This window comes from Sorangium sp. So ce1153 (genome assembly GCF_051521595.1).
Classification (GTDB): domain Bacteria; phylum Myxococcota_A; class Polyangia; order Polyangiales; family Polyangiaceae; genus Sorangium.
Window position 1 is genome coordinate 4,335,554 of sequence record NZ_CP150361.1, and the last position, 26,947, is coordinate 4,362,500.

Annotated in this window: 24 protein-coding genes (1 of these 24 only partly in view); 17 read left to right on the plus strand and 7 right to left on the minus strand. The window is 73.6% G+C overall.

The genetic code is table 11. The features are described from left to right. Positions 1–65: 65 nt before the first annotated feature. The 5 genes from WME85_RS15445 (at position 66) to WME85_RS15465 (ending at position 4,005) form a co-directional block, all read left to right on the plus strand. Positions 66–806: a hypothetical protein gene (locus tag WME85_RS15445; protein WP_437839008.1), complete on the plus strand. Its 741-nt coding sequence runs from the start codon at positions 66–68 to the stop codon at positions 804–806. Further along, the gene (locus WME85_RS15450) at positions 803–2,110 is read left to right on the plus strand and encodes an ABC transporter ATP-binding protein (RefSeq protein WP_437839010.1); all 1,308 of its coding nucleotides are present in this window, start codon (positions 803–805) and stop codon (positions 2,108–2,110) included. Before WME85_RS15445 ends, WME85_RS15450 begins: the two co-directional genes overlap by 4 nt. Beyond that, positions 2,100–2,864 (plus strand): hypothetical protein, encoded by a 765-nt coding sequence (locus WME85_RS15455; RefSeq protein WP_437839012.1) that lies wholly within the window; start codon positions 2,100–2,102, stop codon positions 2,862–2,864. The genes WME85_RS15450 and WME85_RS15455 overlap by 11 nt, the downstream gene beginning before the upstream one ends. Before the next feature lie 129 nt (positions 2,865–2,993). Further along, positions 2,994–3,407 carry a hypothetical protein gene (locus tag WME85_RS15460; RefSeq protein WP_437309866.1) on the plus strand — a complete coding sequence of 138 codons (414 nt, stop codon included), beginning with the start codon at positions 2,994–2,996 and terminating at the stop codon, positions 3,405–3,407. 55 nt (positions 3,408–3,462) lie between these two features. Continuing rightward, positions 3,463–4,005: a hypothetical protein gene (locus tag WME85_RS15465; protein WP_437839013.1), complete on the plus strand. Its 543-nt coding sequence runs from the start codon at positions 3,463–3,465 to the stop codon at positions 4,003–4,005. Here WME85_RS15465 and WME85_RS15470 read toward each other — a convergent pair. From WME85_RS15470 to smpB, 3 genes are all read right to left on the minus strand, one after another. Continuing rightward, positions 3,983–5,458, minus strand: a complete 1,476-nt coding sequence (locus WME85_RS15470) for a DUF362 domain-containing protein (protein ID WP_437839015.1) — start codon at positions 5,456–5,458, stop codon at positions 3,983–3,985. The genes WME85_RS15465 and WME85_RS15470 overlap by 23 nt on opposite strands. A gap of 134 nt (positions 5,459–5,592) precedes the next feature. Beyond that, entirely contained in the window at positions 5,593–5,895 is a 303-nt protein-coding gene (locus tag WME85_RS15475) for a hypothetical protein (RefSeq protein ID WP_437839017.1), read from the minus strand. Further along, positions 5,892–6,437 carry an SsrA-binding protein SmpB gene (gene smpB / locus WME85_RS15480; protein WP_437309870.1) on the minus strand — a complete coding sequence of 182 codons (546 nt, stop codon included), beginning with the start codon at positions 6,435–6,437 and terminating at the stop codon, positions 5,892–5,894. The genes WME85_RS15475 and smpB overlap by 4 nt, the downstream gene beginning before the upstream one ends. A 236-nt stretch (positions 6,438–6,673) precedes the next feature. Here smpB and WME85_RS15485 point away from each other — a divergent pair, with 236 nt between their 5' ends. From WME85_RS15485 to uvrA, 3 genes are all read left to right on the plus strand, one after another. Then, entirely contained in the window at positions 6,674–7,000 is a 327-nt protein-coding gene (locus tag WME85_RS15485) for a hypothetical protein (RefSeq protein WP_437839019.1), read from the plus strand. 40 nt (positions 7,001–7,040) lie between these two features. Beyond that, entirely contained in the window at positions 7,041–8,498 is a 1,458-nt protein-coding gene (locus WME85_RS15490; protein WP_437839021.1) for a collagen-like protein, read from the plus strand. A 283-nt stretch (positions 8,499–8,781) separates the two neighbouring features. Further along, positions 8,782–14,133, plus strand: a complete 5,352-nt coding sequence (gene uvrA / locus WME85_RS15495) for an excinuclease ABC subunit UvrA (protein ID WP_437839023.1) — start codon at positions 8,782–8,784, stop codon at positions 14,131–14,133. A gap of 137 nt (positions 14,134–14,270) precedes the next feature. On the opposite strand, the gene WME85_RS15500 is transcribed toward uvrA, so the two are convergent. From WME85_RS15500 to WME85_RS15510, 3 genes are all read right to left on the minus strand, one after another. Further along, positions 14,271–14,474 (minus strand): hypothetical protein, encoded by a 204-nt coding sequence (locus WME85_RS15500; RefSeq protein WP_436617202.1) that lies wholly within the window; start codon positions 14,472–14,474, stop codon positions 14,271–14,273. A 136-nt stretch (positions 14,475–14,610) separates the two neighbouring features. After that, on the minus strand, positions 14,611–15,561 hold the full coding sequence (locus WME85_RS15505; RefSeq protein WP_437839025.1) for a hypothetical protein: 951 nt from the start codon (positions 15,559–15,561) through the stop codon (positions 14,611–14,613). 33 nt (positions 15,562–15,594) lie between these two features. Then, positions 15,595–17,646, minus strand: coding sequence for a protein kinase domain-containing protein (locus WME85_RS15510; protein WP_437839027.1), 2,052 nt, complete (start codon positions 17,644–17,646; stop codon positions 15,595–15,597). Between the two features lie 307 nt (positions 17,647–17,953). Here WME85_RS15510 and nadC point away from each other — a divergent pair, with 307 nt between their 5' ends. The 3 genes from nadC to WME85_RS15525 all read left to right on the plus strand — a co-directional run bounded on the left by nadC (position 17,954) and on the right by WME85_RS15525 (position 20,403). Continuing rightward, positions 17,954–18,805 carry a carboxylating nicotinate-nucleotide diphosphorylase gene (gene nadC / locus WME85_RS15515; protein WP_437839029.1) on the plus strand — a complete coding sequence of 284 codons (852 nt, stop codon included), beginning with the start codon at positions 17,954–17,956 and terminating at the stop codon, positions 18,803–18,805. Next, positions 18,802–19,632, plus strand: coding sequence for a biotin--[acetyl-CoA-carboxylase] ligase (locus WME85_RS15520; RefSeq protein WP_437839031.1), 831 nt, complete (start codon positions 18,802–18,804; stop codon positions 19,630–19,632). The genes nadC and WME85_RS15520 overlap by 4 nt, the downstream gene beginning before the upstream one ends. Positions 19,633–19,749: 117 nt before the next feature. Next, positions 19,750–20,403, plus strand: a complete 654-nt coding sequence (locus tag WME85_RS15525; protein WP_437839033.1) for a radical SAM protein — start codon at positions 19,750–19,752, stop codon at positions 20,401–20,403. 72 nt (positions 20,404–20,475) lie between these two features. Here WME85_RS15525 and fbp read toward each other — a convergent pair whose 3' ends face one another. Then, on the minus strand, positions 20,476–21,528 hold the full coding sequence (gene fbp / locus WME85_RS15530) for a class 1 fructose-bisphosphatase (RefSeq protein ID WP_437839035.1): 1,053 nt from the start codon (positions 21,526–21,528) through the stop codon (positions 20,476–20,478). Between the two features lie 296 nt (positions 21,529–21,824). Here fbp and WME85_RS15535 point away from each other — a divergent pair, with 296 nt between their 5' ends. The 6 genes from WME85_RS15535 to WME85_RS15560 all read left to right on the plus strand — a co-directional run. Continuing rightward, complete coding sequence (locus WME85_RS15535) at positions 21,825–22,751, plus strand: class I fructose-bisphosphate aldolase (RefSeq protein WP_437839037.1); 927 nt, start codon at positions 21,825–21,827, stop codon at positions 22,749–22,751. A gap of 280 nt (positions 22,752–23,031) precedes the next feature. Continuing rightward, positions 23,032–24,516, plus strand: coding sequence for a leucyl aminopeptidase (locus tag WME85_RS15540; protein ID WP_437839038.1), 1,485 nt, complete (start codon positions 23,032–23,034; stop codon positions 24,514–24,516). Positions 24,517–24,519: 3 nt separating this feature from the next. Continuing rightward, positions 24,520–25,371 carry a tRNA 2-thiocytidine(32) synthetase TtcA gene (gene ttcA, locus WME85_RS15545; RefSeq protein WP_436617210.1) on the plus strand — a complete coding sequence of 284 codons (852 nt, stop codon included), beginning with the start codon at positions 24,520–24,522 and terminating at the stop codon, positions 25,369–25,371. A gap of 10 nt (positions 25,372–25,381) precedes the next feature. Continuing rightward, positions 25,382–26,224, plus strand: a complete 843-nt coding sequence (locus tag WME85_RS15550) for a hypothetical protein (RefSeq protein ID WP_437839040.1) — start codon at positions 25,382–25,384, stop codon at positions 26,222–26,224. Positions 26,225–26,319: 95 nt separating this feature from the next. After that, on the plus strand, positions 26,320–26,502 hold the full coding sequence (locus WME85_RS15555; protein ID WP_436617212.1) for a hypothetical protein: 183 nt from the start codon (positions 26,320–26,322) through the stop codon (positions 26,500–26,502). Next, on the plus strand, positions 26,499–26,947 hold the beginning of the coding sequence (locus WME85_RS15560; protein WP_437839041.1) for a peptidylprolyl isomerase. The gene runs 535 nt beyond the window's last position; only the first 449 of its 984 coding nucleotides appear in the window; it begins with the start codon at positions 26,499–26,501; its stop codon lies beyond the right edge, outside the window. The genes WME85_RS15555 and WME85_RS15560 overlap by 4 nt, the downstream gene beginning before the upstream one ends.

The window sequence follows — 26,947 nt, forward strand, 5'->3', positions numbered from 1 at the left end:
CCCGCGCGCCTGGAAGGGCAGCGCTAGCAGCGCGCGTCGCCACCGCTCTGCCCGCACGCTCCCCGATGATCAGCCCGCACGACCCCGAACCGCGCGACGCGCCGAGCAAGCGTCCGGACGACCTTGCGCGGCGGCGCGCGGTGGTCCGGAGGGCGCTGCGCGGCGCCGTCGCGCTGGCCTGCGCGCGGCTCCGCGGCGCGGGCGGCGGGCGGCTCGGGCTCGCCGTGGCCGCGCTGATCTCGCTCGGATACGGCGCCATGGCGCTCGTGCTCCGGCTGGACGACGGGACGACCTCGCTGGAGGGGCTGCTCGGGTCCGCGGCGCGCGGGCTCGCGTGGGCGGCGGCTGGCCCCATCGCCCTCGCCGCGGCGCACGATCGGCCCGCGGCCGACCGCCGCGACGGCATCGAGGCGCTCGCCGCGGCGCGGGGGATCTCGCGGGCGTCGCTCCACGGCGCGCGCAGCCTCGCCGCGATGCTCGAGATCGCGCGGGTCATCGCGCTCCCGCTGGCCGCGCTCTCCGTGCTCGCGGCGCTCCTCTCCGGCTCGGCGCTCCTGGCGCTGCAGCACCTCGCCTTCGGCGCCGCGCTCGCCCTCTTCGGCGCCGTCTCCGGCGTGACGCTCGGCGGTCTCGCCGCGGCGAGCGGCCGCGTCGCCGGCGCGCGAGGGCGCGCCCTGTTCCTGGCGCTGACCTTCATCCCCTGGGCCCTCGCCGACCTGGCCGGCGACGCGAGGTGGTCGATCCCGGGCGCGCTCGGCGCGTTCCTCTCCTTCGCGGCCCGCGCGGCGGGGGGCCCGGCCGGATGATCCCGGGCGCGCCCATCGTGGTGCTCGAGGGGGTGCGCGCGCGCGACGGCGCCGGCGAGGCGGGGCGCCCCCGCGGCAGCCTCGTCGGCGCGACGGCGGCGCTCGGCGCTGGCGTGCACGCTGTCCTCGGCGCGCCGGAGGACGGGACGCTGGCCCTCGCCGAGCTGCTCGCGGGGCGTGCCGCGCCGCTCGCCGGCCGCGTCCTCGTGGCCGGGCGCGAGCCGTTCCGGAGCGCCGCGGCGCGGGCGCGGATCGGCGTGCTCGCCGCCGCCCCGGAGCTGCCCGACGGCGCGTCGGTGGCGTCCTCGATGTCCGTGGCGCTCCGGGCCCGCGGCGCGCCCTCGAGCGGCGCGGCGGCGCTGCTCGAGCCGCTCGGCGTCGCGCCGCTCCTGGGCCGTCGCAAGGCGTCGCTGAGCTTCGCGGAGGCCCGGGCCGTCGAGCTATCGCTCGCCCTTGGCGTGCCGCAGCCGCTCCTGATCTGCCTCGTCGAGCCGTTCGCCGACGTGGCCGTGCCGTCGCCGGAGCCGGTCCGGGAGCGCCTCCGCGCGCTCGCGGCCGGCGGCGCCTGTGTCGTGCTGATCACGTCCTCGACCGCCGACGCGAGGGCCCTCGCCGATCGCATCCACGTGCTCGACCGCGGCGTCATCGCCCGGACCGAGCCCGGTGACGGCGACCGCCTCGCTGGCGCCCCGAGCGTGGCCGCGCCCGGGGCGGCCAGGACCGAGGTCGAGCTCCACGTGCTCCTCCACGAGCGGGGGCCCGACGCTCCCGGGGCCCGCGCGCTCGCCGCGGCGCTCGCGAGCGCTCCCGCCGTGTGCGCGTGCGCGTGGGAGCAGGGGCCGCCGGACGCCTCCTCGACGCTGCGGATCCGGGCTGCGGACCGGGAGGCGGCGGCGCTCGCGATCCTGGATGCGGCCGCCCGGGAGGACGTCACGCTCGCCGCGATCGCTTCTCCCGCGCCGTCGATGCACGACGTGAGGGCGGCGACCGCGCTGCACCTGGCGGCCGTTCGCCCGCGCCGCCCGTTTGGCGCCCCCGGGGCCGGCGCCGCGCCGCTGCCCGCCGCGCCGCCCCATGGGCCGGTCGCCGTGGCGGCGTTCGGCGCCCCGGCGCCGCCCGGCCCGGCGCCGTCCGATCCGCCGCCTGGCCCGGCGCCGTCCGATCCGCCGCCTGGCCCGGCGCCCGCCGGCATGCTGCCGGTGGCTCCCGGCGACGCCGCTGCCGGCGGACAGACGGGGGCGGATCCGCCGCTGGCCGACGGCGCGCCGCGCCCCCCGGAGACAGGACGCCACGATGCTCGGTGAACGCGCTCCGATCGCCGCCGTGCCGCCGCGGCCGCCCCCGGAGGCGGCCTTCGAGCGGAAGACGCCCGCGCTGATCGCCGTCCGGCTCGGGGTGGAGATGGCCCTCGGCCGCCTCCGGGCGCGACGCCCGCTGCTGGCGCTCGGCCTCGGCGTCGCGCTCGCGGTCGCGGCCGCGGTCATCGAGGTAGCGTTTGGCTCCTCCGGGGCCGTGGACCGGGCGTTGCTCGCCACGTTCCGCCTCGTCACGCCGCTCACGGTCTTCGCCCTCGCCGCCGACGCAGCCGACCGGACCGCGCTGCGCGAAGCGGCCTGGCCGGCGGCTCGCTTCGGCGCCTCGTCCCATCATGTCGCGCTGGGCATCGCCCTCGCCGCAGCCCTTTCGGCCGCCCTCGTCGGCGCGTTGCTCGCCGTCGTCGTCGTGGTGATCGCCCACAGCCCCGGCGCTGCGCCGTTCGTCCGAGACGTGTTCATCAGTGGGTGGATCGGCGCGCTCACCGGAGCGGCCTACGCTGGCTGGTTCTCGCTCGGCGCGACGTTCCTCCGGCGCGGCCACGGTCGCTTCGTGCCGCTCGCCGCCGACTTCCTGCTCGGGGGCTCGGCCGGGGTCGTCGGCGCGCTCATGCCGCGGGGCAACGCCGTCAACCTCCTCGGCGGGCCTCCGCCGCTCGGCCTCGGGCAGCCGGCGAGCGCCGGCCTGCTCGCGCTCGGCGCCCTCCTCCTCACGCTCGCCGCGGCGGCTCGGTGCAAGGAGTAGCGCTGCGGATCAGGTCGGCGGGGGTGCTCGGTCCTGGTCTGTCCCGACCGGCCGCTTCGCGTCCTTGTCGATGCCGTCGCCAGCGCAAGGGGGATGGCTTCATTCGCTCGTTCACGTACTCTTCGAGGAATGACTGACAACGACGACGAGGCCACCAAGGCGGTCAACACGCCTCGTTCGGTCCTGCTCGTCGGCTCGGCGGAGGAACTGGCGGCGCGGTGCAGGGGGATGTGCCTGCGGGCCCGCGTCATGCTCATCGTCGAGAGCGACCTCGCGGCGCTGACGAACACGGCGGTGGAGCGCAAGCCGCTCGCGCTCCTGTTCCCCGACGACATCTATGCCTTCGACAGCGCGGAGTTCGACGCCCTGGCGCGCGACATCCAGGCCGCGGTGGTGACCCTCGAGCCGGGCGTCACGGACGAGATCATCGAGGCGCGGCTCGCGGAAGCGCTGCTCCGCGCCGAGCTCCTCCGGCAGCCCGAGCCCGCGTCGAGCCGGTACGTGCTCGTCCCTGACGGACCGCGACGCTCGAAGCGCCGCTGAGGGAGCGCGCTCCGTCCCTGTTTTTCGGCATGATGCCGGCAAGGAGCGTCATCCATTGAACGAGCTGAACCTCGACCCTTCTGCGTCCCGCCTGACGATCCGCACCCGCGCCGTCGGGATGCTCGCGCGCCTGGCGCACGACCTGGAGATCACCGCGTCCGACCTGAGCGGTCGAGCGCGGCTCGACGGCGACGCGTGGACAGCCGAGCTCGCGGTTCGCGCGGCCGCGCTCCGCGTCGCGGGGGTGCTGCGCGGCGACCGCCTCGACCCGGAGGCGCTCTCGGCCGGGGATCGCCGCGACATCGAGCGGCGCCTCCGGGACGAGGTGCTCGGGGGCACCGAGCTCGTGGACGTCCGCGCCTCGGGGACCGCGCGGGATCGCGCCGACGTGCGCGTCAAGATCGCCTCGGGCAGCGCCGCGCTCGCGGCGCGCCTGTCCTCGCGCGATCGCGGCGAGGGGGCCATCGGGGTGACGGGGAGCTGTCAGCTCTCGCTGGCTGCGCTCGGCGTGCGCGAGGTCAAGGGGCCGCTCGGGGCGTTCAAGGTGCGGGACGAGATCGAGGTCCTCTTCGATCTCACTCTGCGGCCGGCGGGCTAGGCGGCTCCGACGGGAGCTCGGGGGCCGCCGCGCCGCGCGAGCACGCCCCGTGGACCTGGTAGGGCTTGCCGGAGAGGCGCTTCGCGAGCGAGGCCCCGCGCCACGCGACGTACGCCTTGTTGAACTCGAGCACCTGGTCGGCGGCGAAGTAGGGGTTCTTCGTCTTGCCCAGCGTGACCAGCGTGAGCACCTGCTCTGCCACGCTCACGGGGCAGCCCTCGAGCCGGATGACGCTCTCGTTCCTGGCCATCGCGAGCTTGGTCGTCACCTTCACCATCTTCGCGATGACGTCGTCGTGCTTCGCGGTGTACGGGTCCCGCGCGCTCCGCTCGCGGTACAGGCTGTCGATGCTGATCAGCTGATCGCCGATCTTGCCCTTGTACGTCGCGCAGTCGCCGATGAAGACGACCTTCTCGCCCGGCTTCGCGTCGATCGGGCCCTCGTAGGCGCCGAACACCACGTGCATCCGCGGCATCTTCGCGTCGCACTCCTTGTCGTACTCGCGCAGGATCTCGATCGCCTCCTCGATCGCCCCCGGACAGCCGCCCCAGCAGTAGTCGGTGTGCTCGGGCTCGGGCGGCGAGCCGGCGTAGGCGGTGATGTTCGTGCCCTCGAAGTACTTCTCGACGCGGACGAGGCCCACCTTGAACCCCCTGGCCTTCTGCTGCGCCTCCTCGAGCGTCACGTCCCCCGTGATCTCGATGTCGCCGAGGTCCATCGGGCCGAACCCGCGCTCCGCGGCCAGGCGGATGTGCTCGACGCTCCGCGGATCGACGCCGATGATCTGACAGCAGACCGCGTCGAAGGCGACCTGGTTGTTCCCCATGATGATGAGGCCCAGGTCGAACGGCGACGGCGTCAGCATCCGGCCCTCGCCGGCGGTGATCGCGTCGATCGCGATGAACTGCGGCTGCACGATGTACTGGAGGTCGGCGACCTTCTCGTTCAGCCGGTGATCGTGATCGATGAGGCGATGACGGTCGTCCTGGATCCCGATGTAGTTCTTCATCGAGAAGGTCACGGTGGTCCAGGGGTGCGACTTGAACTTGGGGCAGTTCACGAAGAAGTCGGCCTTGGCGACCGGCTCCGGCGTGAACACGTAGTCGCGCAGCCGGCCCTCGTGCGTGAGCGGGATCTCGACCTGCTGCTCTTCCTCGAAGTGGTAGTGCTTGACCCCCGTCCGCCGGAACATGGGGTAGTAGCCGGCGCCCTCGTACGTCATCCGGGTCGGCAGCGTGATGCCGCACCGCTCGCCGACGGCGAGCTCGGTCACGCGCCCGTCGTCGCGATCCTTGAGCGCGCCGATCACCCCCTCGATGAACTCGGGCCGCGTATAGGCGTGAGGGAAGTGCGCGCCGGAGGCGACGACGTTCGGCTTGATGAGCGTCCGGCCGTGCGGGCGGAGCGAGAGCTCCTCGAGACCGCTGCGCACGATGTCGCGGATCTTCGCCACATCATACGTCGAGCAGCGCCGCAGAATTACACGAGGGCGCGACGTAATTTTCATGAAAACCAGCGTAGATGTCGCCGTGGATCACCGCAACATCGGCTGGCTGTCAGCCGCTCCGCAGCCGCTCTGCCCGCCGATCAGCTCGGACGCTCCACGTCGATGAGGCGCGCGAGCTCGGCGCGGACCTCACGCGTCGCGTCGATGAGCCGGCCTTCGAGCTCGTAGATGCGCTCGGCCGGTGTCGGGTCGTCTGGCCCCTGCGGGCCGCGCAGGCGACAGCGGGCGACCTTCAGCCGGATGGCCGTCCCGGTCGACAGGAGCGAGCCCTCCACGCGCGCTCCCGGTGCGGACGAAGCGGTCGAACGGAGCCGCACGCGGTCGCCGTCGATCTCGACGAGCTCGGCCTCGCCGCCCTTGGACCAGGTGAGATGTGCGGTCATTCCGGCCTCCGCGGCCGGGCGCGCTCCGCGCGCGGCGGGGCGCCGCGCCCGCGGTCGCCTCCGCCGCGGGCCCGCTCGATCGCGGCGCGCGCTTCCCTGGCGGCGTCCTTCTCCTTCAGGCTCTCGCGCTTGTCGACGGTCTTCTTCCCCTTGGCGAGGGCGATCTCCACCTTCACGCGGCCGTTCTTGAAGTAGAGGCGGGTCGCGATCACGGTCATGCCCTCCCGCTCCACGCCCTTGCGGATCGCCTCGATCTCGCTCTCGTGGAGCAGCAGCTTGCGCGAGCGCTTCGGCTCGTGCCCGAAGGCCGCCTGGGGCATCACGGGGATGTTGACGCCCTTCAGGAACACCTCGCCGTTCTCGATGGCGCACCAGCTGTCCGTCAGCTCGGCCGCGCCGTCGCGGAGCATCTTCACCTCGCTGCCGAGCAGCACCAGCCCCGCCTCGAACCGATCTTCCAGGGTGTAGTCGAAGGTCGCGCGCTTGTTGCGCACGATGAGCTTCTCTCCCTCTCGTTCCTTCTCTTTGTCAGCGCGGCTCACGCGGCCGCATAGCGCGCGCGCCGCCGCCTGTCCACCGCGTCGCCGTATCGATCGCCGCGCGACCGGCGCGGGGCCGGCGGAGCGCGCGGCTCCCGCAGGGCGGCGGCGCGGCGGCGGGGTCGTCGCTTGACGCCGATCGCCGCCGCTCGTCCAATGCACCTTGAGCACGACCAACCGTCGGGCCGGAGGACTCAGTGAATCGCGGACTGCGCTTTCCCGCCTGGCTCGGAGCGGTGATGGTGATCGCTGCGCTGACCCCTGCGTGCAGCTGCGCCGCCGACTCGATGGTCGACGAGCCCCCGACGGCGAGCGGCGTCTGGGGCGCTGGGGGCCACGGCGCGGCCGTGAGCTCGGGCGGCGGCGGGGATGGTGGCGGCGGGGGCGCGCAGGCTGGCGCGCGCGCCGGGGCGAGCGAGACGGTGAGCGCCGGCGAGGTCGCGAAGAGCTCGCGCTACCGGATGGTGTTCACGCTCGGCCAGCCGACGCAGAACCAGGAGAAGACGACCTCCCCGGGGTATCGGATGCAGGGCGGGCTCGTCGGAGCCAACGCGAGCTCGCCATGAACAGGACGTGCCGATGAGGACATCGATGATCGCGCGGTGCGTGACGGCTTCCATCCTGGCGGCGATCGCGGGCGCCGGGGCCGCGGAAGCGGCGGTGCCGGCGACGATCACCCATCAAGGCCGGCTCTATGGCGCGAACGAGGCGCCCATCAGCGAGACCCTCGAGGTCACCTTCGCCCTCTACGACGATCGCGACGCGTCGACGCCGCTCTGGAGCGAGGTCCACACGATCACGTTCGAGGACGGCTTCTTCTCGGTGCGCCTCGGCTCGATCGTCCCGTTCCAGGGCGAGGTCTTCGACGGCGCCGAGCGGTACCTCGGCATCACGGTCGGCGACGACGACGAGCTGAAACCGCGCGCGGCCGTCGCGAGCGTGCCGTACGCGCTCCTCGCCGGCAACGTGAGCGGCGACATCACGCCGAGCTCGGTCACGGTGAACACCACGAACGGCAGCACGGTGCTGATCGACGCGCGCGGGATCACGGTGAACGACACCCAGGTCATCGACGAGAACGGGAACTGGGTCGGCTCGCCGGCGGGTCTTCAGGGGCCGGCTGGTCCGGCCGGGCCCGCCGGTCCAGCGGGCCCGGCTGGCGCGACAGGCCCGGCCGGCGCCACCGGTCCTGCGGGTGCTGCTGGAGCGACCGGGCCTGCGGGGCCAGCGGGCGCTGCTGGGCCTACCGGGCCTGCGGGCGCTGCTGGGCCGACCGGTCCAGCGGGCCCGGCAGGTCCTGAGGGGCCACAAGGTGCAATGGGTCCCGCAGGGCCCACGGGTGCTGTCGGTCCAGCTGGGCCCACGGGGCCGGAGGGCGCGATGGGTCCCAGGGGCCCGGAGGGCGCGGTGGGGCCGGAGGGGCCGATGGGACCGGAAGGCCCGATGGGCCCGGTGGGGCCGGAGGGGCCGATCGGCCTCATGGGACCCGAGGGCCCCATCGGCCCCATAGGGCCAGAAGGCCCGACGGGGCCTGCCGGACCTCGGGGGCTCGACGGTCCGGTCGGTCCCGCGGGTCCCACCGGGCCTCAGGGGCCGCGCGGCTTGACGGGCCCTGCTGGCCCGACGGGGCCACAGGGGGTCGTGCTGTCGCTGATGGTCCACGGCGTCGGCCCGCACGACACCCTGCCGGCCGGGATGCCCGTCGACTTCTTCGGGCCCACGGCCTCGGTCGAGGTCTCGTCGGCGAGCCAGTCGATCTACGCGACAGCGCACCGGTACCTGGGGGCGGATGCATTCCCGGCAGACAGCCTCAACCTTTACATGTGCTACCAGCGGTCTCGCTCCGGACCGACCGGACCCGTGCTCGAGGACGTGCGGGTGGTCGGCCTCGGCATGACAGGAGGTCGGGTCCCCGCACGCACGCGCGTGTCCTTCGGGCTCAGCGCCGTGATCACGGGCCTCCCCGCGGGCACCTACAACATCGGGATGTGCGGCCAGACCTTCAGCGAGCGCTGGACCAGCAACGACTACGGCTACCTCTCGCTGCTCCTCGTCAACGGCTAGCCGCCCGCGTCGCACAGGCGCGCTGGCCATGCCGGGCAGACACGGCAGTTTGCCTGTGCGCGCCTCGCCGTGCGCCGCCAGAGCGCGCCTGTCCTCGATGACACACGATAATTTTGCGCGGAAAAACGCAAAGCCGCGGTGCGCATGAGTCAGCATGCGCGCTCACGCATGATCGTCCGCGACGCTTGGACGCTTGGCGGAAAGGGGGCTAAACACTCGCGGTTTCACGCGGGCCTGTCCGCTCCGGACGCCATCCCCGCGGGGCACACCCTTCGCGCCTCCTATGCAATCGATCTGTCTCCGCGGCGCCCGCACGCACAACCTTCAGGGCATTGACCTCGATTTCCGGCCCGGCGAGCTCGTGGCCATCGCCGGCGTGTCCGGCGCCGGCAAATCATCGCTCGCGCTCGACACGCTCTACTCCGAAGGGCAGCGGCGGTTCGTCGAGAGCTTCAGCCCCTACGCTCGCCAGTTCCTCGAGCGGCTCGAGCGGCCGCCGATCGACGCGCTCGAGCCCGTGGCCGCCGGCGTCGCCGTCGACCGCCGTGCGCCGGTCAAGAGCTCGCGGTCGACGGTCGCCACGATGGCCGATCTCGAGCCGTACTTCTGCGCGCTCTTCGCGCGCGAGGCGGTGCCCGTCTGCCCGTCCTGCGGGGTGCCGGCCGCGCGGACCGATCCCGCGCGCGCCGCCGATCTCGCCGCGAGCGCGCACGAGGGGGCGACCGCGCTCGTCACGTACCCGATCCCGGTCGCGGGCACCGAGCGCTTCCTGGATGTGCGCGAGTCGCTGCTGGCCGCCGGCTACCGGCGCCTGCTCGTCCGCGGGGAGGCGCGCGACCTCGACAGCGTGGCGCCCTCCGAGGCGCTGAGCGGCACGGACAAGGTCGAGGTCATCGTCGATCGCGTCAGGGTCGCTCCCCGCGAGCGCCGGCGCCTCGGCGCCGCCATCGAGGAGGCATGGAAGGGCGGCGGGGGCGACGCGTCGCTCCACCTGCACCGCAAGGCCGAGGAGCCGGGCGGCAACGGGACCGGGGCGACGCGGCTCCGGCTCGTGCGCGGGCTCGCGTGCCCCTCGTGCGCGCGCGCCTTCGATCCGCCCCGCCCGGGGCTGTTCTCGTACCAGTCCCCGACCGGCGCGTGCACCTCGTGCCGCGGCTTCGGCCGCACCCTCGGGATCGACTACGACAAGGTGATCCCGGACCCGGCGAAGTCGATCGCGGGCGGCGCGATCCGCCCCTGGAACGGCAAGTCGACCACGTGGGAACGGAAGGTGCTCCGCGCGTACTGCGAGCGGAACGGGATCCGCACCGATCGGCCGTGGCGCGACCTCTCCGAGGCGCAGCGCGCGCTCGTGCTCGAGGGCGAGGGCACGTGGAACCAGGGGAAGTACCCCGGCGTGAAGGCCTGGTTCCGCTGGCTCGAGACGCGCACCTACAAGATGCACGTCCGCGTGCTGCTCGCGCGCTACCGCACCTACGACGTGTGCGGCGCGTGCGAGGGCAAGCGACTCTCCCCCGAGTCGCTCCTCTACCGCGTCGGCGGCCTCGATCTCGCCGCGTGGCACGAGCTCGAGCTCCGCGACGCCCGCGCGCGGCTCGAGGCCGAGCGCCCCCAGACAGGCCAGGGGGAGATGGCGCGCCGTGAGCTCATCGCGCGCCTCGGCTACCTCGAGCGGGTCGGGCTCGGCTACCTCTCGCTCGCGCGCCAGGCGCGCACGCTCTCGGGGGGCGAAGCGCAGCGCGTCGCGCTCACGGCGGCGCTCGGCACCTCGCTGACCGGCGCGCTCTTCGTGCTCGACGAGCCGACCGTCGGCCTGCACCCGACGGACATCCCGCCGCTCATCGCAGCCATGCGCGAGCTCGCCGATCGCGGCAACGCCGTGCTCGTGATCGAGCACGAGCCGCTCGTCATCGGCGCGAGCGACCGCGTCGTCGAGCTGGGCCCCGGCGCGGGCAAGCAGGGCGGGCGCGTCACCTTCGACGGCCCTCCCGAGGGGCTCGCCGCGCGCGCGCCGTTGCCCCCGGCGCGCGCGGAGCGCCGGACGCCGAGCGGAAAGCTCACCATCCACGGCGCCCGCGAGAACAACCTCCGCGACGTCACGGTCGACGTCCCGCTCGGCGTCGTCGTGGCGATCACGGGGCCGAGCGGCTCGGGCAAGAGCACGCTGGTGAACGACGTGCTCTACCGGCACGTCGCGCGGGCGCGCGGCTACAAGGACATCGAGGCGCCGGGCCTGTACCGGCGCATCGAGGGCACGGCGGACATCCGCACCGTCACGCTCGTCGACCAGGCGCCGCTCGGGCGCACGTCGCGGGGCAACCCCGCGACGTACACCGGCGCGTGGAACCGCATCCGCGCGCTCTTCGCGGAGCGGCCGGAGGCGGCGGCCCGGGACCTCGGGCCAGGCCACTTCTCGTTCAACGTCGCGCTCGGGCGCTGCGAGGCGTGCTCGGGCGAGGGGAGCGAGACCATCGAGATGCAGTTCCTGGCGGACGTGTCGCTGACCTGCCCGACCTGCAAGGGCAAGCGGTTCCGCGACGAGGTGCTCGAGGTGAAGCTCGACGGCCGGTCTGTCGCCGACGTGCTCGACCTCTCGATCGACGAGGCGTTCGAGGCGTTCGAGCGGGAGCCCGCGGTCCGGCGGGCGCTCGCGCCGCTCAAGCAGCTCGGCCTCGGCTACCTGACGCTCGGCCAGCCGCTCTCGACGCTCTCCGGCGGCGAGGCGCAGCGGCTCAAGATCGCGCGCGCGCTCGGCGAGCCGTGCGCGGGCGCGCTCTTCCTCCTGGACGAGCCGAGCGCCGGCCTGCACCCGGAGGAGGTGAAGCACCTCAACGCCGCGCTCTCCGTGCTCGTGACCGAGGGTGCCTCCGTGCTCGTCGTCGACCACGACCTCGACGTCATCGCGGCGGCCGACTGGGTCATCGACCTCGGGCCGGGCGCGGGCAGCGAGGGCGGGCGCGTCGTCGCGGAAGGCACGCCCGAGCAGGTCGCCGTGACGACGTCGCGGACCGGCAGCTCGCTGGCCGAGTGGTTCGCGGCGCGAGGCGGCGGCTCGTCGCGGCGGCCCCGGCGCGGCGCTGCGGCTGCCGCGCCCGCCGCCCCGAGATCCGGCAAGCGCGGCGGCAACGGCGCCGCGCGCGCCTCGCTCGACCGGGGGCGGATCGAGGTGGAGGGCGCCCGCGAGCACAACCTCGCCGAGGTCTCGACCGTGATCCCCCATGGTCAGATCGTCGTCGTCACCGGCCCGAGCGGCTCTGGCAAGAGCACGCTTGCCTTCGACGTCGTCTTCGCCGAGGGCCAGCGGCGGTTCCTCGAGACGCTGACCCCCTACGCGCGCCAGTTCCTCCCCACGCTGCCGCGGCCGGACGTCGACCGCGTCACCGGCGTCCCCCCGTCGATCGCGCTCGAGCAGCGCACCACGCGCTCGGGCGCGAACTCGACCGTCGCGACCGTGACCGAGATCGCGCACTACCTGCGGCTGCTCTACGCGAAGGTCGGCGAGGCGCGCTGCCCGGACTGCGACGTCCCCATCGAGGCGCGCTCGCCGGACGAGGTCTACCGTTCCCTGCTCGCGACGCGCGGCGCGCGGACGCTCCTCGCCCCCGCCGTCGTGGCGCGCAAGGGCACGTACCTCGACGTCTTCACCGCCGCCGCCCGCGCCGGCGTCACCCGCGCGTTCGCCGACGGCGAGCCGTGCGCGACCGACAGCCCTCCTCGCCTCGACAAGCGCCGCGAGCACTCGATCGACCTCGTGATGTACGAGGGCCGCATGGACGGCCTCGATCGCGCGCTCTTCGATCGCGCCCTCTCGTTCGGTCGGGGGGCGGTGAAGCTCGCCGGCGGCCGCGGCGGCGAGCAGCTGCTCTCCACGACGCGCACCTGCCCGCGCTGCGGCGTCGGCGTCCCGGAGCTCGATCCCCGCTGGTTCTCGTTCAACACGAAGCAGGGCCGATGCGAGTCGTGCGAGGGGACCGGGGCCTCGGACTTCGACGACGACGCGCTCGCGACGCCCGACCCGTGCGAGGCCTGCGGGGGCTCGCGCCTCGCGCCGATCCCCCGGGCTGTCCGGCTCGCCGGCGAGCGCTACCACCAGGCGTCCGGCCGGTCGGTCGCGGCGGCCGCCGCGTGGGCGAGGGGGCTGCGCTTCACCGGCGATCGCGCGCTGATCGCCGAGGCGCCGCACAAGGAGCTCTGCCGCCGGCTCGACTTCGTCTGCGAGGTCGGCCTCGGCTACCTCACGCTCGACCGGCGCGCGTCCACCCTCTCGGGCGGCGAGATGCAGCGCCTGCGGCTCGCGGCGCAGCTCGGCAGCGGCCTCACCGGCGCGCTGTACGTGCTCGACGAGCCGACCATCGGCCTGCACCCGCGCGACACGGATCGGCTGCTCGACAACCTGCGGAGGCTCGCCGGCATGGGGAGCACCGTGCTCATGGTGGAGCACGACGCCGACACGATCCGCGCCGCGGATCACCTGATCGACCTCGGCCCGTCGGGCGGACGCAAGGGCGGCAGGATCGTCGCGGCTGGCGCGTCGCGCGAGGTGCTCGCGAACCCCGACTCGCCGACCGCCCGCGCGCTCGCCGGCGAGGACGCCCTGCTCAGCGCGCGCCCGGCGCGCCCGCCCGCGCGCGAGCACATCGAGCTGCTCGGCGCCCGCGCGCACAACCTCCAGGGGGACGCGCTCCGGATCCCTGCCGGCCGGATGACGGTCGTCGCCGGGGTGTCCGGCTCGGGGAAGAGCACGCTCATCCAGAAGGTGCTCTACCCCGCCGCCCGCCGTGCGCTGAAGCTGGAGGCGCCCGAGCCGGGCCCGCACAAGGCGCTGAAGCTGCCGAAGAGCATCCTGCGGGCGGTGGCCGTCGACCAGTCGCCCATCGGGCGGACGCCGCGCTCGGTCCCGGCGACGTTCCTCGGCGTCTGGGACGAGGTCCGCAAGCTCTACGCCGCCTGCCCCGACGCGCAGGTGCGCGGCTACGGCCCGGCGCGGTTCTCCTTCAACACGGCGTCCGGCGGGCGGTGCCCCGCGTGCGAGGGTCAGGGCGTCATCGCGCACGAGATGTCGTTCTTGCCCGACGTGACCACGCCCTGCGAGGCGTGCGGCGGTGCGCGCTTCGAGCCGGCGACGCTCGACGTGCGTTACCTCGGCCTGTCCGTCGGCGAGATCCTCGACCTCACGGCCGAGGAGGCGGTCGAGGTCTTCGCGGCTCACCCCCGGATCCGCGCGCCGCTCGCGACCATGTGTGACCTCGGCGTGGGCTACCTCCACATCGGCCAGGGTTCGCACACGCTCTCGGGCGGCGAGGCCCAGCGGCTCAAGCTCGCCGCGGAGCTGACCGCCGGCGCGCGGCCCAAGCCGACGCTTTACGTGCTCGACGAGCCCACGACCGGCTTGCACCTGGCGGACGTGACCCGCCTGGTTCGCGTGCTCGATCGCCTGGTCGAGCGCGGCGACACGCTGGTGATCATCGAGCACCACCCGGCGGTCATCGCGTGCGCGGATCACGTGGTCGAGCTGGGACCGGAGGGCGGCGCGGGCGGCGGGCGCATCGTGGCGGAGGGCACCCCGCGCGAGGTGGCGCGTCAGCCGACGGCGACGGGCGAGGTGCTGAAGAGGATCTTCGCGAAGGCCACCTGAGCGGGCGCGCCGTCGTCAGGGGGCGCCGTCGCGCGAGTTGCGCGCCGTCGCGCGAGTTGCGCGCCGTCGCGCGAGTTGCGCGCCGTCGCGCGAGGGGCGCGCCACCGGGAGGCGGCGCGCCCCTCGGGGAGCGCGGCTCAGTCGCCGGAGCGCTTCGCGTACTGGTACGCGGTGTACGCGGAGATCAGGTGGCAGATCCAGCCGAGCCAGCCGCCCGAGCCGATCCACAGGCCGGGCGTGACGATCAGCCAGAAGATGCAGCGCAGAAACGCGCCGTTATAGAGCTGCCCAACGCCCGGAACAAGGAACGAGAGGACTGCGGCGATCCCGGATTTGCTCATGAGGTCGGAACGTGATCACCCCGACCGCCATGTCAAGCGGGCTCAGGAGGAGGTCTCGGGCAAGCGGGCTCAGGAAGAGCCCTCGGGGCGCGCCCACCGCGCCGCCGTCGTGGCGACGCGGGCAGCGCAGATCAGCTCAGTTCCTGCCCGGCAGGACGATCCTCTTGCGTCCCGTCGAAGACGTGGCGGGGGTGGGCGTGGAGCTCGTCGCGGCGGGCGTCGAAGGCGTGGTCGCCGGAGGCGTGGTGGTCGGCGACGTCTGAGTGCCAGTCGCGCCGGCGCTCGGCGTCGATGCCGGCTTGGGTTGTGTCCGCGGCGGCGGCTTCGGGGCCGCCACGGGCGCCGGGTCCGGCGGGGGCGGCTCGGGCGTGGTGGCCGCGGGCGGGGGCGGCGGCGGGTCGCCGGCGACGGACGCGGGCGCCGGGGGCGTATCGACCGCCGGCAGCGTCGCGGCGTCGTCGGACGAGCCTCCGCTGCGCATCACGAAGAAGGCGGTCGTGATGCCCCCGATGACCACGAAAGCGCCGACCCCGATCAGCGCGAGCGTCGGGCCGGAGCTCTTCGGGCGAGGCCGCGCGGCCATCGGCGCCGCGTACATCGGCGCGCTGCCCGGCGCCTGGGGAGCGCCGTACCCCGGCGCGCCGGCCGCCCCGGGCCCGCCTGGGGCGCCGAACGGCGAGCCGCCGTACGGGCTGGCGGGAGGCTGCGCCGGTTGCCCGTAGGCGCCCCCGGGTCCCGGGGGACCGCCGTATGTCGCTGTCGCGCCAGGGCCATAGGGGCCAGGCCCGCCTGCCGGAGGCGCGCCATAGGCGCCCGCCGGCGGCGCACCGTAGGCGCCCCCGGGAGGGCCGTAGAGCCCGGGCGCTCCGGGCGGGGGCGCGGTGTTGCTCGCGTCCTCGACGATGGTCCGCGGGACGCTGGCGCCACCGGCGTCCTGCGGCGCGGCGCCCGGAGGCACGGGGAAGGCGCCCTGTGGCGAGTTGAGCCCTGCGAGCGGAGGCTCGCCGGGCACGGTCTTGCCAGGGCCGTACATGCCGCTCGGGTTCGCAGGCCATCCGGGCGGGGGACCGCTATTCTGGTTGCTCATCGAGATCGCATCCTACCGTGAGCGCCGGGCGAGTCAGTTGTTGGGTACGATGATCACGCGTCGCGGCCTGCCCGACGGCGTGGTGGTCGGGGTCGTCGTGGTCGGGGTCGTCGTGGGTGGGGTCGTCGTGGTGCTGGGCTGGGGGCCGGCCGGAGGCTGCGCGCTGGTCGGCGCCGGGAACGGGAACGGGAACGTCGAGGGGATGACCAGGGGCGGCAGCTGAGGGATGATCGTCGTCCCGCTGGGGCGCGTCGACGGCGTCGGCGTGGTCGGCGTCGTCCCCGTCGCGCTCGGCGTGGTCGCCGGCGGCTTCGAGGTCGTGGTCGGCCGGGGTTGGGGCTGGGGCTGAGGCTTGGCGACGACCGGCGGATCGGCCGGGGGCGGCGTCACCGCGGGGGGCGTCGTGGCCGGAGGGCTGGTATCCGCAGGCACCGAGGTGGCCGGCTGGAGCGTCGGCATCGCCGGCGCCAGCTCTGCTTGATCTCTGTGGCCAAGCTCGCTGGCGACGTAGATGCCGCCCACGACCGCGCCCGTGATCCCCGTGGCGAGCAGCAGGATCGTGAACAGCGACGTCCCGCGTCGAGCAGGCGGCTGTGCTCCGGAGCTGCCGTGCGAGATCCTCGGCAGCGGCTCCATCGGCGCCGTCCCCGGGATATATCCCTGCGCACCGCCACCGTAAGGCCCGCCGTATCCGGGCGCCGGACCGCCGTTGAACGCGCCGGGAGGACCCGAGCTCCGGCCCATGAAGGGCGGCGCGTTGCCGACCGCCGTCCCGCCCGGGCGCGGCGACACATCGAACGGCCCCGGCTCGTGGCTCGTCGCCGGCACGCCAGGCATCCCGTGCGGTGGCATGTAGGGCGCGGCGCTCACGGTCGCCGGCTGCCCGACCGGAGGATAGCCCCCGGGGGCGAAGTACGGACCCGAGGAGGGCTCTGGCCTGGGCGTGAACCCTGAAGCCGACGGGGAGGGGGCTCGGGCATCCGAGGAGAAGCCTCCCATGGGCGTCGAGGGCACTCCCGGCGGCCCGCTCGAGGCGTGCTGCGCGCCGTTGTCCTCCGGCGGTATCGTCTTGGGGACGGAGCTGATGCGACCGTCGCCCATCGCGCTGGCGGCGGGGGACATCGCGGGCGCCGCGAAGGCTGCCGGCAGGGCGGCCGCGGACGACCGCGCCAGGCTGACCTCGGAAGGCGAGGGGGTGAGCGCCGAGGGCGCGCGGGCGGCGCGGGCGAACGGCTCGAGGGCGCTGCGGAACTCCGCGGTGGTCGCGAACCGATCGGGCGGCGAGGCCGCCATCGCGCGGTGGACGGCGGCGCAGAGGGCGGGCGCGAGCTCCGGCGCGAGGTCCGAGAGCCGCGAGATCTGGCCCGACAGGTAGGCGCCCGCGATCTGCTGAGGCTCGTCGCCGCCCACCGGCCGCCGGCCGGCCAGCATCTCGAAGATGATGACGCCCAGCGAGAAGATGTCGGCGCGCGCGTCCACGGAGTCCGCCGAGTACGCCTGCTCGGGGGCCATGTACTCGGGCGTGCCCATGATCACGCCCGGGCGCGTGAGCCCGCGATCGAGCTCTCCCGTGACCTTCAGCTTGGCGATGCCGAAGTCGAGCAGCTTGATGAGCGGGTCACCCTTCGACGTCTTCGTGATGATGACGTTGTCCGGCTTGAGGTCCCGGTGGACGACGCCCGCGCGATGGGCGGCCTCGACGCCCTCGAGGATCTGCATCGCGTACTCGAGCGCGTCGGCGTACGCGAGCCGGACGCCTGCCCGGTAAAGCTCTTCGTAGAGACCCTGGAGCGTCTTCCCCTCCAGGTACTCCATCACGATGAACGCGAGGCCGGAGGCCGTCTGGTCCACGTCGACGACGCGCACCACGTGCGCGCTCTGGATCTGCGCGGAGACGCGCGCCTCCTGCAGGAAGCGCTGCACCAGGCCGGAGCGTCGGGACAGCTCGGGGTGGAGAAACTTGAGGGCGACCGTCGTCCCCAGCACCTCGTGGCGGGCTTCGTAGACGCTCCCCATGCCGCCGTCCCCGATGACGCGCACGAGTCGGTACTTGTTATTGATGACCTGGCCTGCCTGCGGACGCATCGATCTCCGTTGAGGGCGCTGGAGTTGCTCGGAGAGTCTCACAGGCTGGTAGACGAACGTCAGCCCCATTTGTGCGACACAGCGTCGCGATGGTCGCGATCCGCACCGTTTTTTCGGCGCCGCGCGCCTTACTGTTCCGTCCGGGTCCCGTCCCGGGCAGCCGCGCCGCCGAGCTCGCGAGCTCCAGCCTCAGGGTCTGATGACGCATTGCGTCGTGATGGGCGAGAGGGGGCGACGGCGCTGATGCGCGCGCGGGGAGCGAGTATACCTGGGGCGCCGCCGGGGTGCGGCGCTCGAGGAGATGCCTGTGCTGGCTGCGCCGTTGCTCGATGCCTTGATCGATCGTGCTCTGGAAGAAGACCTCGCTGGAGGCGATCTCACCACCGAAGCCTGTGTCGAGGCCTCCGCGCGCGCGACCGCGAAGGCGGTCGCCCGCAAGCCGCTCGTCGCGTGCGGGGGGGCGGTGTTCCTTCGCGTCTTTCAGCGCCTGGATCCGCAGGTGGAGGGGGAGGTGCTGGTCCCGGACGGCACCGCCGTCGACACCGGCGCGGCGCTCTGGACGGTGCGCGGGTCCGCGCGCACGCTCCTCAGCGCGGAGCGCACCGCGCTCAACTTGGCGCAGCGGATGAGCGGCGTGGCCTCGGAGGCGCGCCGCTACGCCGCGGCGATCCCGGCCGGGTCCGGCGTGCGCATCACCGACACCCGCAAGACGACGCCCGGCCTCCGCGCCCTGGAGCGCTACGCGGTGCGGGTCGGCGGCGCGCACAACCACCGCGACAACCTGGGGAGCGCCGTCATGATCAAGGACAACCACATCATCGCGGCGGGCGGCATCACGACCGCCGTCGCCCGCGCGCGGGCGCGCGCCCCGCACACGACGAAGATCGAGGTCGAGGTCGCCTCGCTCCAGGAGCTCGACGAGGCGCTGGCCGCGGGCGCGGACATCATCATGCTCGACAACTTCACGCTGTCCGACGTCAAGACCGCGTCCGCGCGCGCGCGGTCGGCGCAGCACGGTCGGCCCCTCCTGGAGGTCTCCGGTGGCATCACGCTGGAGCGCATCCCCGAGCTCGCGGCGGCGGGCATCGACGTCATCAGCGTCGGGGCGCTGACGCACTCGGCGCGCGCGGCCGACATCGCGCTGGATCTCGCGCTGTGAGGCGGCTCGACGCGGCCGCCGTCGAGCGCGAGCTCTCGCGCCTCGGCGCGTCGCTCGGCACGCCGCTCGCGGTCGCGGCGGAGACGGCGTCGACGAACGACGACGCGCGGAGCGCGGCCGCCGCCGGCGCGCCGCACGGGGCTGCGTTCCTCGCCGACGCGCAGACGCAGGGGCGAGGGCGCGGCGGCCGCTCCTGGCACTCCCCGCCCGGGGAGAACCTGTACCTGTCGGTGGTGCTGCGCCCCGGCCTGCCGGCGAGCAGCGTTGCCCCCATCGCCCTCGTCATGGGCCTGGCCGTCGCGTCCGTCGTCGAGCGACGGCTCGCGTCCGCGGCGCGCCGCCGACGCGAGCCGTCGCTCGACGACGGCCCCGCTGCCGAGGTGCGGCTCAAGTGGCCGAACGACGTGCTGGTCGGGGGCCGCAAGCTGGCGGGGATCCTCGTCGAGGCCCAGCTGCGCGGCGACGCCGTGAGCAGCGTGATCGTCGGCGTCGGGCTCAACGTCCACGCGTCGAGCTTCCCGCCGGAGCTCTCGGCGCGGGCCACGTCGCTCGCGATGCTCGGGATCGACGACGTCCCGCGCGAGCTCCTCGCCGCGGAGCTGCTCCAGGCGCTCGGCGACGCGGCGGCGCGGTTCGAGGCGGGGAGGCTCGCCCCCTTCGCGGAGGATCTCGCCCGGCTGGACTGGCTGCGCGGCCGCCGCGTCGACGTGGCCGGCGTGACCGGCGTCGCGGCGGGGATCGATCCGGAGGGCCACCTCCTCATCCACGGCGCGGACGGCGTCCTCCGGGCGGTCGCGGCGGGCGAGGTCAGCGTGATCGCCGGCTGAGCGCCTCGCGCCGCTTGCGTTGCGCTCGCCGCGCGGCCAAAGCTTGCGCCCCACCGCGGGTCACCGGCGGCGCGGAGCCGCCCGGGCCGACCAGGCTCCTCAGGAGGCGCCGCTTCCTTGAAAGAAGACACCCTCGTCGTCCACGAAATCTACGCCAGCGTGCAGGGCGAATCGACGTTTGCGGGGCTGCCGTGCACGTTTGTCCGGCTCACCGGGTGCAACCTGCGCTGCGCCTGGTGCGACACGACGCAGGCTTTCTACGGCGGCAAGCGCCTCCGCCGCGGCGATGTCCTCGAGCGCGCGCTGGCCTGCGGCACGCCGCTCGTCGAGCTCACGGGAGGGGAGCCCCTCCTCCAGCCCGGGTCGTTCCCGCTCATGGCGGAGCTCTGCGACGCGGGCCGCACGGTCCTCGTCGAGACCAGCGGCGAGGCCGACGTGTCGCGCGTCGACCCGCGCGTGCACAAGATCATGGACCTCAAGGCGCCCGGCTCGGGGGAGTCCCACCGGAACCGCTGGTCGAACCTGGAGCACCTCACGCCGCGCGACGAGATCAAGTTCGTGCTCGCCGACCGCGCGGACTACGAGTGGATGCGCGGCACCATCCGCGAGCGGCGCCTCGACGCGCGCGGCCTGACGCTGCTCGCCTCGTGCGTCTGGGGCAAGCTGGCGTCGCGGAACCTCGTCCAGTGGGTGCTCGACGACGGCCTCCGCGTCCGGGTGCAGGTCCAGCTCCACAAGGTCATCTGGGGCGCGGACGCGCAGGGGGTCTGACCTGCGGGCCGCCCTCTCCGCGGCGCGCCTCGGCGGAGCGATGGAGAGCGGCGGCGCCGGCTCCTCGCAGTCTCAGCGCTCCCCGCGCAGGAACTGCTCGTAGTCGTCGACGTCGCACGGCGAGCCGATGACGAGGGGCACGCGCTCGTGGAGCGACCTCGGGACGAGATCGAGGATGCGATCGGTCCCCGTGCTCGCCTTGCCGCCGGCCGCCTCGAAGATGAACGCGAACGGGTTCGCCTCGTAGAGCAGCCGCAGCTTGCCCTGGCCGCTCCGGTCGGCGGGGTAGGCGAAGACGCCCCCCTTCAGCAGCGTCCGGTGCGCGTCCGCGACCAGCGACCCCACGTACCTCGCGCCGTAGGGCCGCCCCTCCTGCTTGTTTTCTTCCTTGATCCAGGCGTTCCAGCGGCGCACCGCCTCGGGCCAGCGCGCGCTGTGGCCCTCGTTGATCGAGTACGTCGCGCCGCGCTCCGGGATGCGGATGTTCTCGTGGGAGAGAAAGAACTCGCCCACGGTCGGGTCGTAGGTGAACCCGTGCACGCCGCCGAGGCCGGTCGTGAGGACGAGCAGCGTCGACGACCCGTAGAGCACGTAACCCGCCGCGAGCAGATCGCGGCCGGGGCGCAGGAAATCCGAGGGGTCGGCGCCCATCTTGGCGTCGCTCTTGCGGAGCACGCCGAAGATCGTGCCGATCGAGATGTTCACGTCGATGTTGGACGAGCCGTCGAGCGGGTCCATGACGACGAGGTACTTGGCTCGCGGGTCCGTGGAGAGGAGCCTCAGCTCGCCGAGCTCCTCGCTCACGACGGCCGCGCAGTGCCCGCGCCTCCCGAGCACGCTGAGCAGCGTCTCGTTGGCGACCTCGTCGAGCTTCTGCACGACCTCCCCTTGCACGTTGGTCTGCCCCGTGTACCCGAGGACATTGGCGAGGCCGGCCCGCCGGACCTTGGACGTCACGAGCTTCGCCGCCAGGCTCAGCTGATTCAGCAGGGAGGTGAACGCCCCCGTCGCCGCGGGAAACCCGAGCATTCCCTCGAGGATGTACGTCTCCAGCGTGATCCCGACGCGCGACTGCGCCTCCGGCGGATTCCAGCTCAGGTTCCGTTGGTCCGATGAGAGCGACATGATCCCTCCGCGTTCTTGGCCAGGGACGTCGCCGCCCCGCCCTCCGCTCGCGCCTGCGCTGGCCGTCGCTCCCTCGAGAGCCGACCGGCGCAGCGTCGAGAATTGCGTATCCCATGCCTGCGCACAACATGCTCCATCGCCGGGCCTCCTGGGGAGTTCGGCCGGCTGCATCCGTGCTCCTCCTGACGACTTCCCGCGAGCTCGCCCGCCCGCGCGGGCGTCGGCATCGAGGTTCGGGTTCACGCCCGGGTAGGCCACGCGTTCCCCGCACCGCAACACCATTGACGGAGTGATTCATGGCGCTGACTACCCGTGTAGAGCGGATCCTCTCTTGGTACGCCGCCGAGAACCCCGGCACGCTGACGAACCTCGTCCGGCTGTTCAACCACGGCGCGCTCGCGGGCACCGGCAAGCTGGTGATCCTGCCGGTGGACCAGGGCTTCGAGCACGGTCCGGCGCGATCGTTCGCTCCCAACCCGGAGGCTTACGACCCCGACTACCACTTTCAGCTCGCCATCGACTCCGGGTGCAGCGCGTATGCGGCGCCGCTCGGGTCGCTGCAGGCGGGCGCGGCCAGGTTTGCGGGGCAGGTGCCGGTGATCCTGAAGCTGAACAACAGCGACACGCTGGCCCGCGTGGAGCAGCCCATCTCGGCGGTGACCGGCTCGGTCGAGGACGCGCTCCGCCTCGGCTGCGTCGGGGTCGGTTACACGATCTACCCCGGGTCCGGCGCGCGAAACCGGATGTACGAGGACCTTCGTGAGATCACCCTCGAGGCCAGGCGCAAGGGCCTGGTCGTCATCGTCTGGAGCTACCCGCGCGGCGCCGGGCTGTCCAGGCAGGGCGAGACGGCCATCGACGTCTGCGCCTACGCCGCGACGATCGCGGCGCAGCTCGGCGCGCACATCATCAAGGTCAAGCCGCCGACGGCCCATATCGAGCAAGAAGAGGCGAAGAAGATGTACGAGAAGTACAGTATCCCCCTCCAGACGCTCGCCGACCGGACCCGTCACGTCGTGCAGGCGACCTTCAACGGAAAGCGCGTCGTGATCTTCTCCGGCGGCGAGTCCAGGTCGACCGACGCCGTCCTCGCCGACGTGCGCGAGATGGCCGCGGGCGGCTCCTTCGGCTCGATCATGGGGCGCAACGCGTTCCAGCGGCCCCGCGCCGAGGCGCTGAGGCTCCTCTCCGACGTGATCCAGATCTACAAGTCGGCGCGCTGACGCCCCTCGATCCGGCGCTCGGGGCGGGGGCGCTCGGCCGCGGTCCGGCCAGGCGCACCGCCGGCTGGCGCCACGGCGCAGCCCATCGCAGCGTCTGCCGAACACCGGGCACCGGGCGCGCGCCGCGCTGGCGAGCGCGCCGGCCGTCCGCCCTCCGGGAGCGCGCTCCCGCCCGCCCCTCGGGCCGACCGCCCGCGGGCATCGTCCACATCGACGGGATTAGCCCTTCGTGATTAGATGCCGCGCTGGAAACCCTCCACGTCCGCGCTCAGGAGACCGCATGCCGATCAAAGTGAACCTCGCCTCGTCAGACCCGCTGAGCATCGCCGTCGACGTCGTCGTCATCGGCGTGCCCGAAGGCGCCTCGACGGGTGAGGGCGTGCTCGCGAGGCTCGCGGAGGCGCTGGGCGAGTCCGTGGTCCACCAGGTCAAGCGCGACGACTTCACGGGGAAGAAGGATCAGAGCATCGATTTCGTGACGAACGGCGCGCTGAAGCCCGGCCGCGTGCTGCTCCTCGGCCTCGGGTCGGGCAAGGTCGCCGACGTCGAGTGCCGGGTGCTCGCCGCGAAGGGCGCGCGCTTCGCGAACGGCGTGCGCGCCGAGAGCGTCGCGGTCGTGGTGCCGCCCGGGGTCGAGCGCGGCGAGCGCGCCGCCGCGGAGGGGCTCGTGCTCGGGGCCTACCGGTTCACCCGCTACTTCACGGGCGATCGCGTGCCCAAGTTCGGGCTCTCGCGCGGCACGGTTGTCGTCGAGGGCAAGGCGGGCAAGGCGGCGCGCGACGCGGTCGCCCTTGGCCAGCAGGTCGGCGACGCCATCTGCGTCGCGCGCGATCTCGTCAACGAGCCGCCGAACGAGCTCTACCCCGAGGCCCTCGCGCGCGTCGCGGCGGACGTGGGCAAGCAGCACGGGCTCAAGGTGACCGTGTTCGACAAGGCCGCGCTGATCAAGCGGGGCATGAAGCTCATCATGGCGGTGGGGCAGGGGAGCGCGCGTGAACCCCGGCTGATCCACATGGTCTACGCCCCCGCCGGGAAGCCGAAGGGGAAGCTCGCCTTCGTGGGCAAGGGGCTCACCTTCGACAGCGGCGGTCTCTGCATCAAGCCGGCTCCGGGCATGGAGGAGATGAAGGGCGACATGGGCGGGGCCGCGAACGTGGTCGCGCTGATGGCCGCCGTCGCGGCCGCCAAGCCGAACGTCGAGGTGCACGGCATCATCGGCTCCGCGGAGAACATGCCCGACGGCGCGGCGTACCGCCCCGGAGACATCTTCGGCTCTCTGGACGGCAGGACGGTGGAGATCATCAACACCGACGCGGAGGGGCGCCTCGTCCTCGCCGACTGCCTCGCCTACGCGCGCGCGCTGAAGCCGGACTTCATCGTCGACAACGCGACCCTCACCGGCGCCTGCGTCGTCGCCCTCGGGCCGACGGTGTCCGGCTTCTTCTCGAACCGGGAGGAGCTCGCGGATCGCGTGCGGAGCGCCGCGAAGGCCGCGGGCGAGTCGATGTGGCAGCTGCCGCTGGCCGAGGAGCTCCGCGAGGGCCTGAAGAGCGACTGGGCCGACATCAAGCACACGGCCGACCGCTGGGGAGGGGCCATCACCGCCGCCCTGTTCCTGCGCGAGTTCGTGGGCGATGTCCCGTGGGTCCACGTGGACATCGCCGGCCCGTCCATGGCGAGCAAGCCCTACGGCATCGTCTCCAAGGGCGGGACGGGCCACGGCGTGCTTACCTTCCTCCGCCTCATCGAAGGCTTCACCGGCTAAACCGTGCAACTCCGCCGCAAGCTCGCGCGCGCCATGGGCCGCGCCGTCACCGACTTCGACATGATCGCCGACGGCGATCGGATCCTCTGCGCCGTCTCGGGGGGCAAGGACAGCTACGCGATGCACGCGCTCCTCGTCGACCTCGCGCGGCGCGCGCCGGTCCGGTTCAGCGTGATCGCGGTCAACATCGACCAGGGACACCCTGGCTATCCCGGACACCTCCTGGCCGACTACATGGCTGCGGGCGGCCACGAGTTCCGGATGATCTCCGAGGACACGTACTCGATCGTCACCGAGAAGATTCCCGAGAACAAGACGTACTGCTCGCTCTGCTCCCGCCTGCGACGGGGCATCCTCTACCGCGTCGCGCGCGAGCTCGGCTGCTCGAAGATTGCCCTCGGCCACCACCGCGACGACGCCGTGACGACGCTGCTCTTGAACCTGATCTTCGCCGGCCAGCTGAAGTCGATGCCTCCGAAGCTCATCTCCGACGATGGCGATAACGTCGTGATCCGCCCGCTCATCTACTGCGCCGAGGACGAGCTCGCGGCGTTCGCGGCGGAGGAGCGCTTCCCCCTCATCCCCTGCGATCTGTGCGGGTCTCAGGACAACCTCCAGCGCAAGGCGGTGAGCCGGCTGCTGGCGGAGCTCGACGCGCGCCACCCCGGCGCGAGGCAGAACATGCTCGCCGCCCTCGGCAACGTGCGTCCGAGCCACCTCCTGGACACGGGTCTATGGAAGCGGCTCGGGCTCGAGGTCGCCCGGGAAGAGGGCAGCGCGAGCGGCGCCGGGGGGGCGGACGCGCCAGCGCCGGACGTCCTGCCCGTGGGCAACCTGCTGCGGAACCTGGCCTAGCGGCCCGCCCATGAGCACGGATGCGCCCGGCGCGATCTCGATCGGCGACCCGCGTGACGCGGAGTCGGCTGCGGCCAGCGCTGGCGGTCGCGGCGGGGCGCCTGCGCGCGAGGCCGACGGGCCGTCCGACGCCGAGGGCCCCGACGCCGCGCAGCCCGGGGCAGCGCGCTTCGACCTCGGCCTCGGCGACGGGCGCGCCCCTCAGGCGCTGCTCGCTGCGATCGTGGCCTGGATGATCACGGTCGCGCCGGCCGCCTTCGGCCGCGGCGCGCCGGTATTTGCCAGCGTCGCCGCCACGCTCGCCTTCCTGTGCGGCATCGCCGCGCCGCTGCTCTCGGCCACCCACCGCCGGCTCGCGCGGCACCTCGGCATCTCGGTCTTCCTGGCGCTCGTCACGCTGACCTGGCTGCTCGCTTCTCCTTCGCTCCAGCCGTCCCGCCTCGACCCCGTCCGCGCCGCGATCGGGGCGATCGCCTGGGGAATCTTCGCGCTCTCCTGGCGCGACCGGTGGGAGGCGCGGCGCCAGCCAGAGCCGGACCCGGACGCCCCCCTCCTTCAGGCCCGAGGCCACCTGCCTCCGCTCGCGACGGCGGTCGTCGCGTTTGGCGCGCTCGTGAGCCTCGCGATCCTGGTGCTCGCGTGGCGGGTCCGGGACCTGGATCGGGCCCTCCTGGCGCAGGCCGTCGCCGTGGCCTGCGCCGTCGCGCTGATCACCGGGGCGTCTGGCGTCGCGGTCGCCCGTGGCCGCCGGCACACAGCTGGCGCACGGCGGCTCACCCACCGCGCCGTCCGGCATCTGCTGGTCTTGATCGTCTTCGCCGTCCTCGGGGCGGTCGTGATGATGCTGCGCTGAGCGGCGGCTCGGCCATGACCCTCGGGCCGCTGCTCGTTCCTCACCATCCCCGCATCCCCGCCGGTTCCACGTCAAATCGCGTTACACTCACGCGCGTGTCCCGCGCCGTCGATGCATTCGCGATTCTGCTCCTCGCCGCCGCCGCGTTCTCGTTCGCCTTCGGGGTCCACGCGCTCGGCGATCGCCAGGACTTCAAGGCGATCTATCTGCTGGTGATCGGCGGCCTCTCGCTGAGGGCCTCCACGGAGATCCTTCGCCCCCGCGGGGGGAGCGCGTGAGCCCTAGGCGCCGAGCGATCGCGGCTGCTGCGTGCCTGTGCGCGTGCGCCGCGTGGGCTGCCCTCTCGACGGCCGCGAGGGGGGCGCTGCCGCTGCCGCCCGACCTGGCGGCCCGCGTGGGCGCGACCGACATCCCTGTCGACGCCGTGGCTCGCATCGCGGCAGCGCAGCGCGTCTCGCCCGCACAGGCCGCGGATGCAGCGATCCGCGACGCGCTCTTCGCCGCGGAGGCACGAGGCCGCGGCCTGGAGCAGGATCCCGAGGTGCAGCGCGAGATCCGCGCGGTCCTGGCCCGTCGCCTGCTCCATCGGCTGAAGGAGGAGGCCGAGAGCGCCGGCCCGGTGACCGACGATGAGCTGCGCATCGCCACCGAGCGCCACTGGCTCGAGCTCGATCGTCCCGAGGGCTACCGCACCGTGCACGCCGTCGTCAGGCTCTCCGCGGA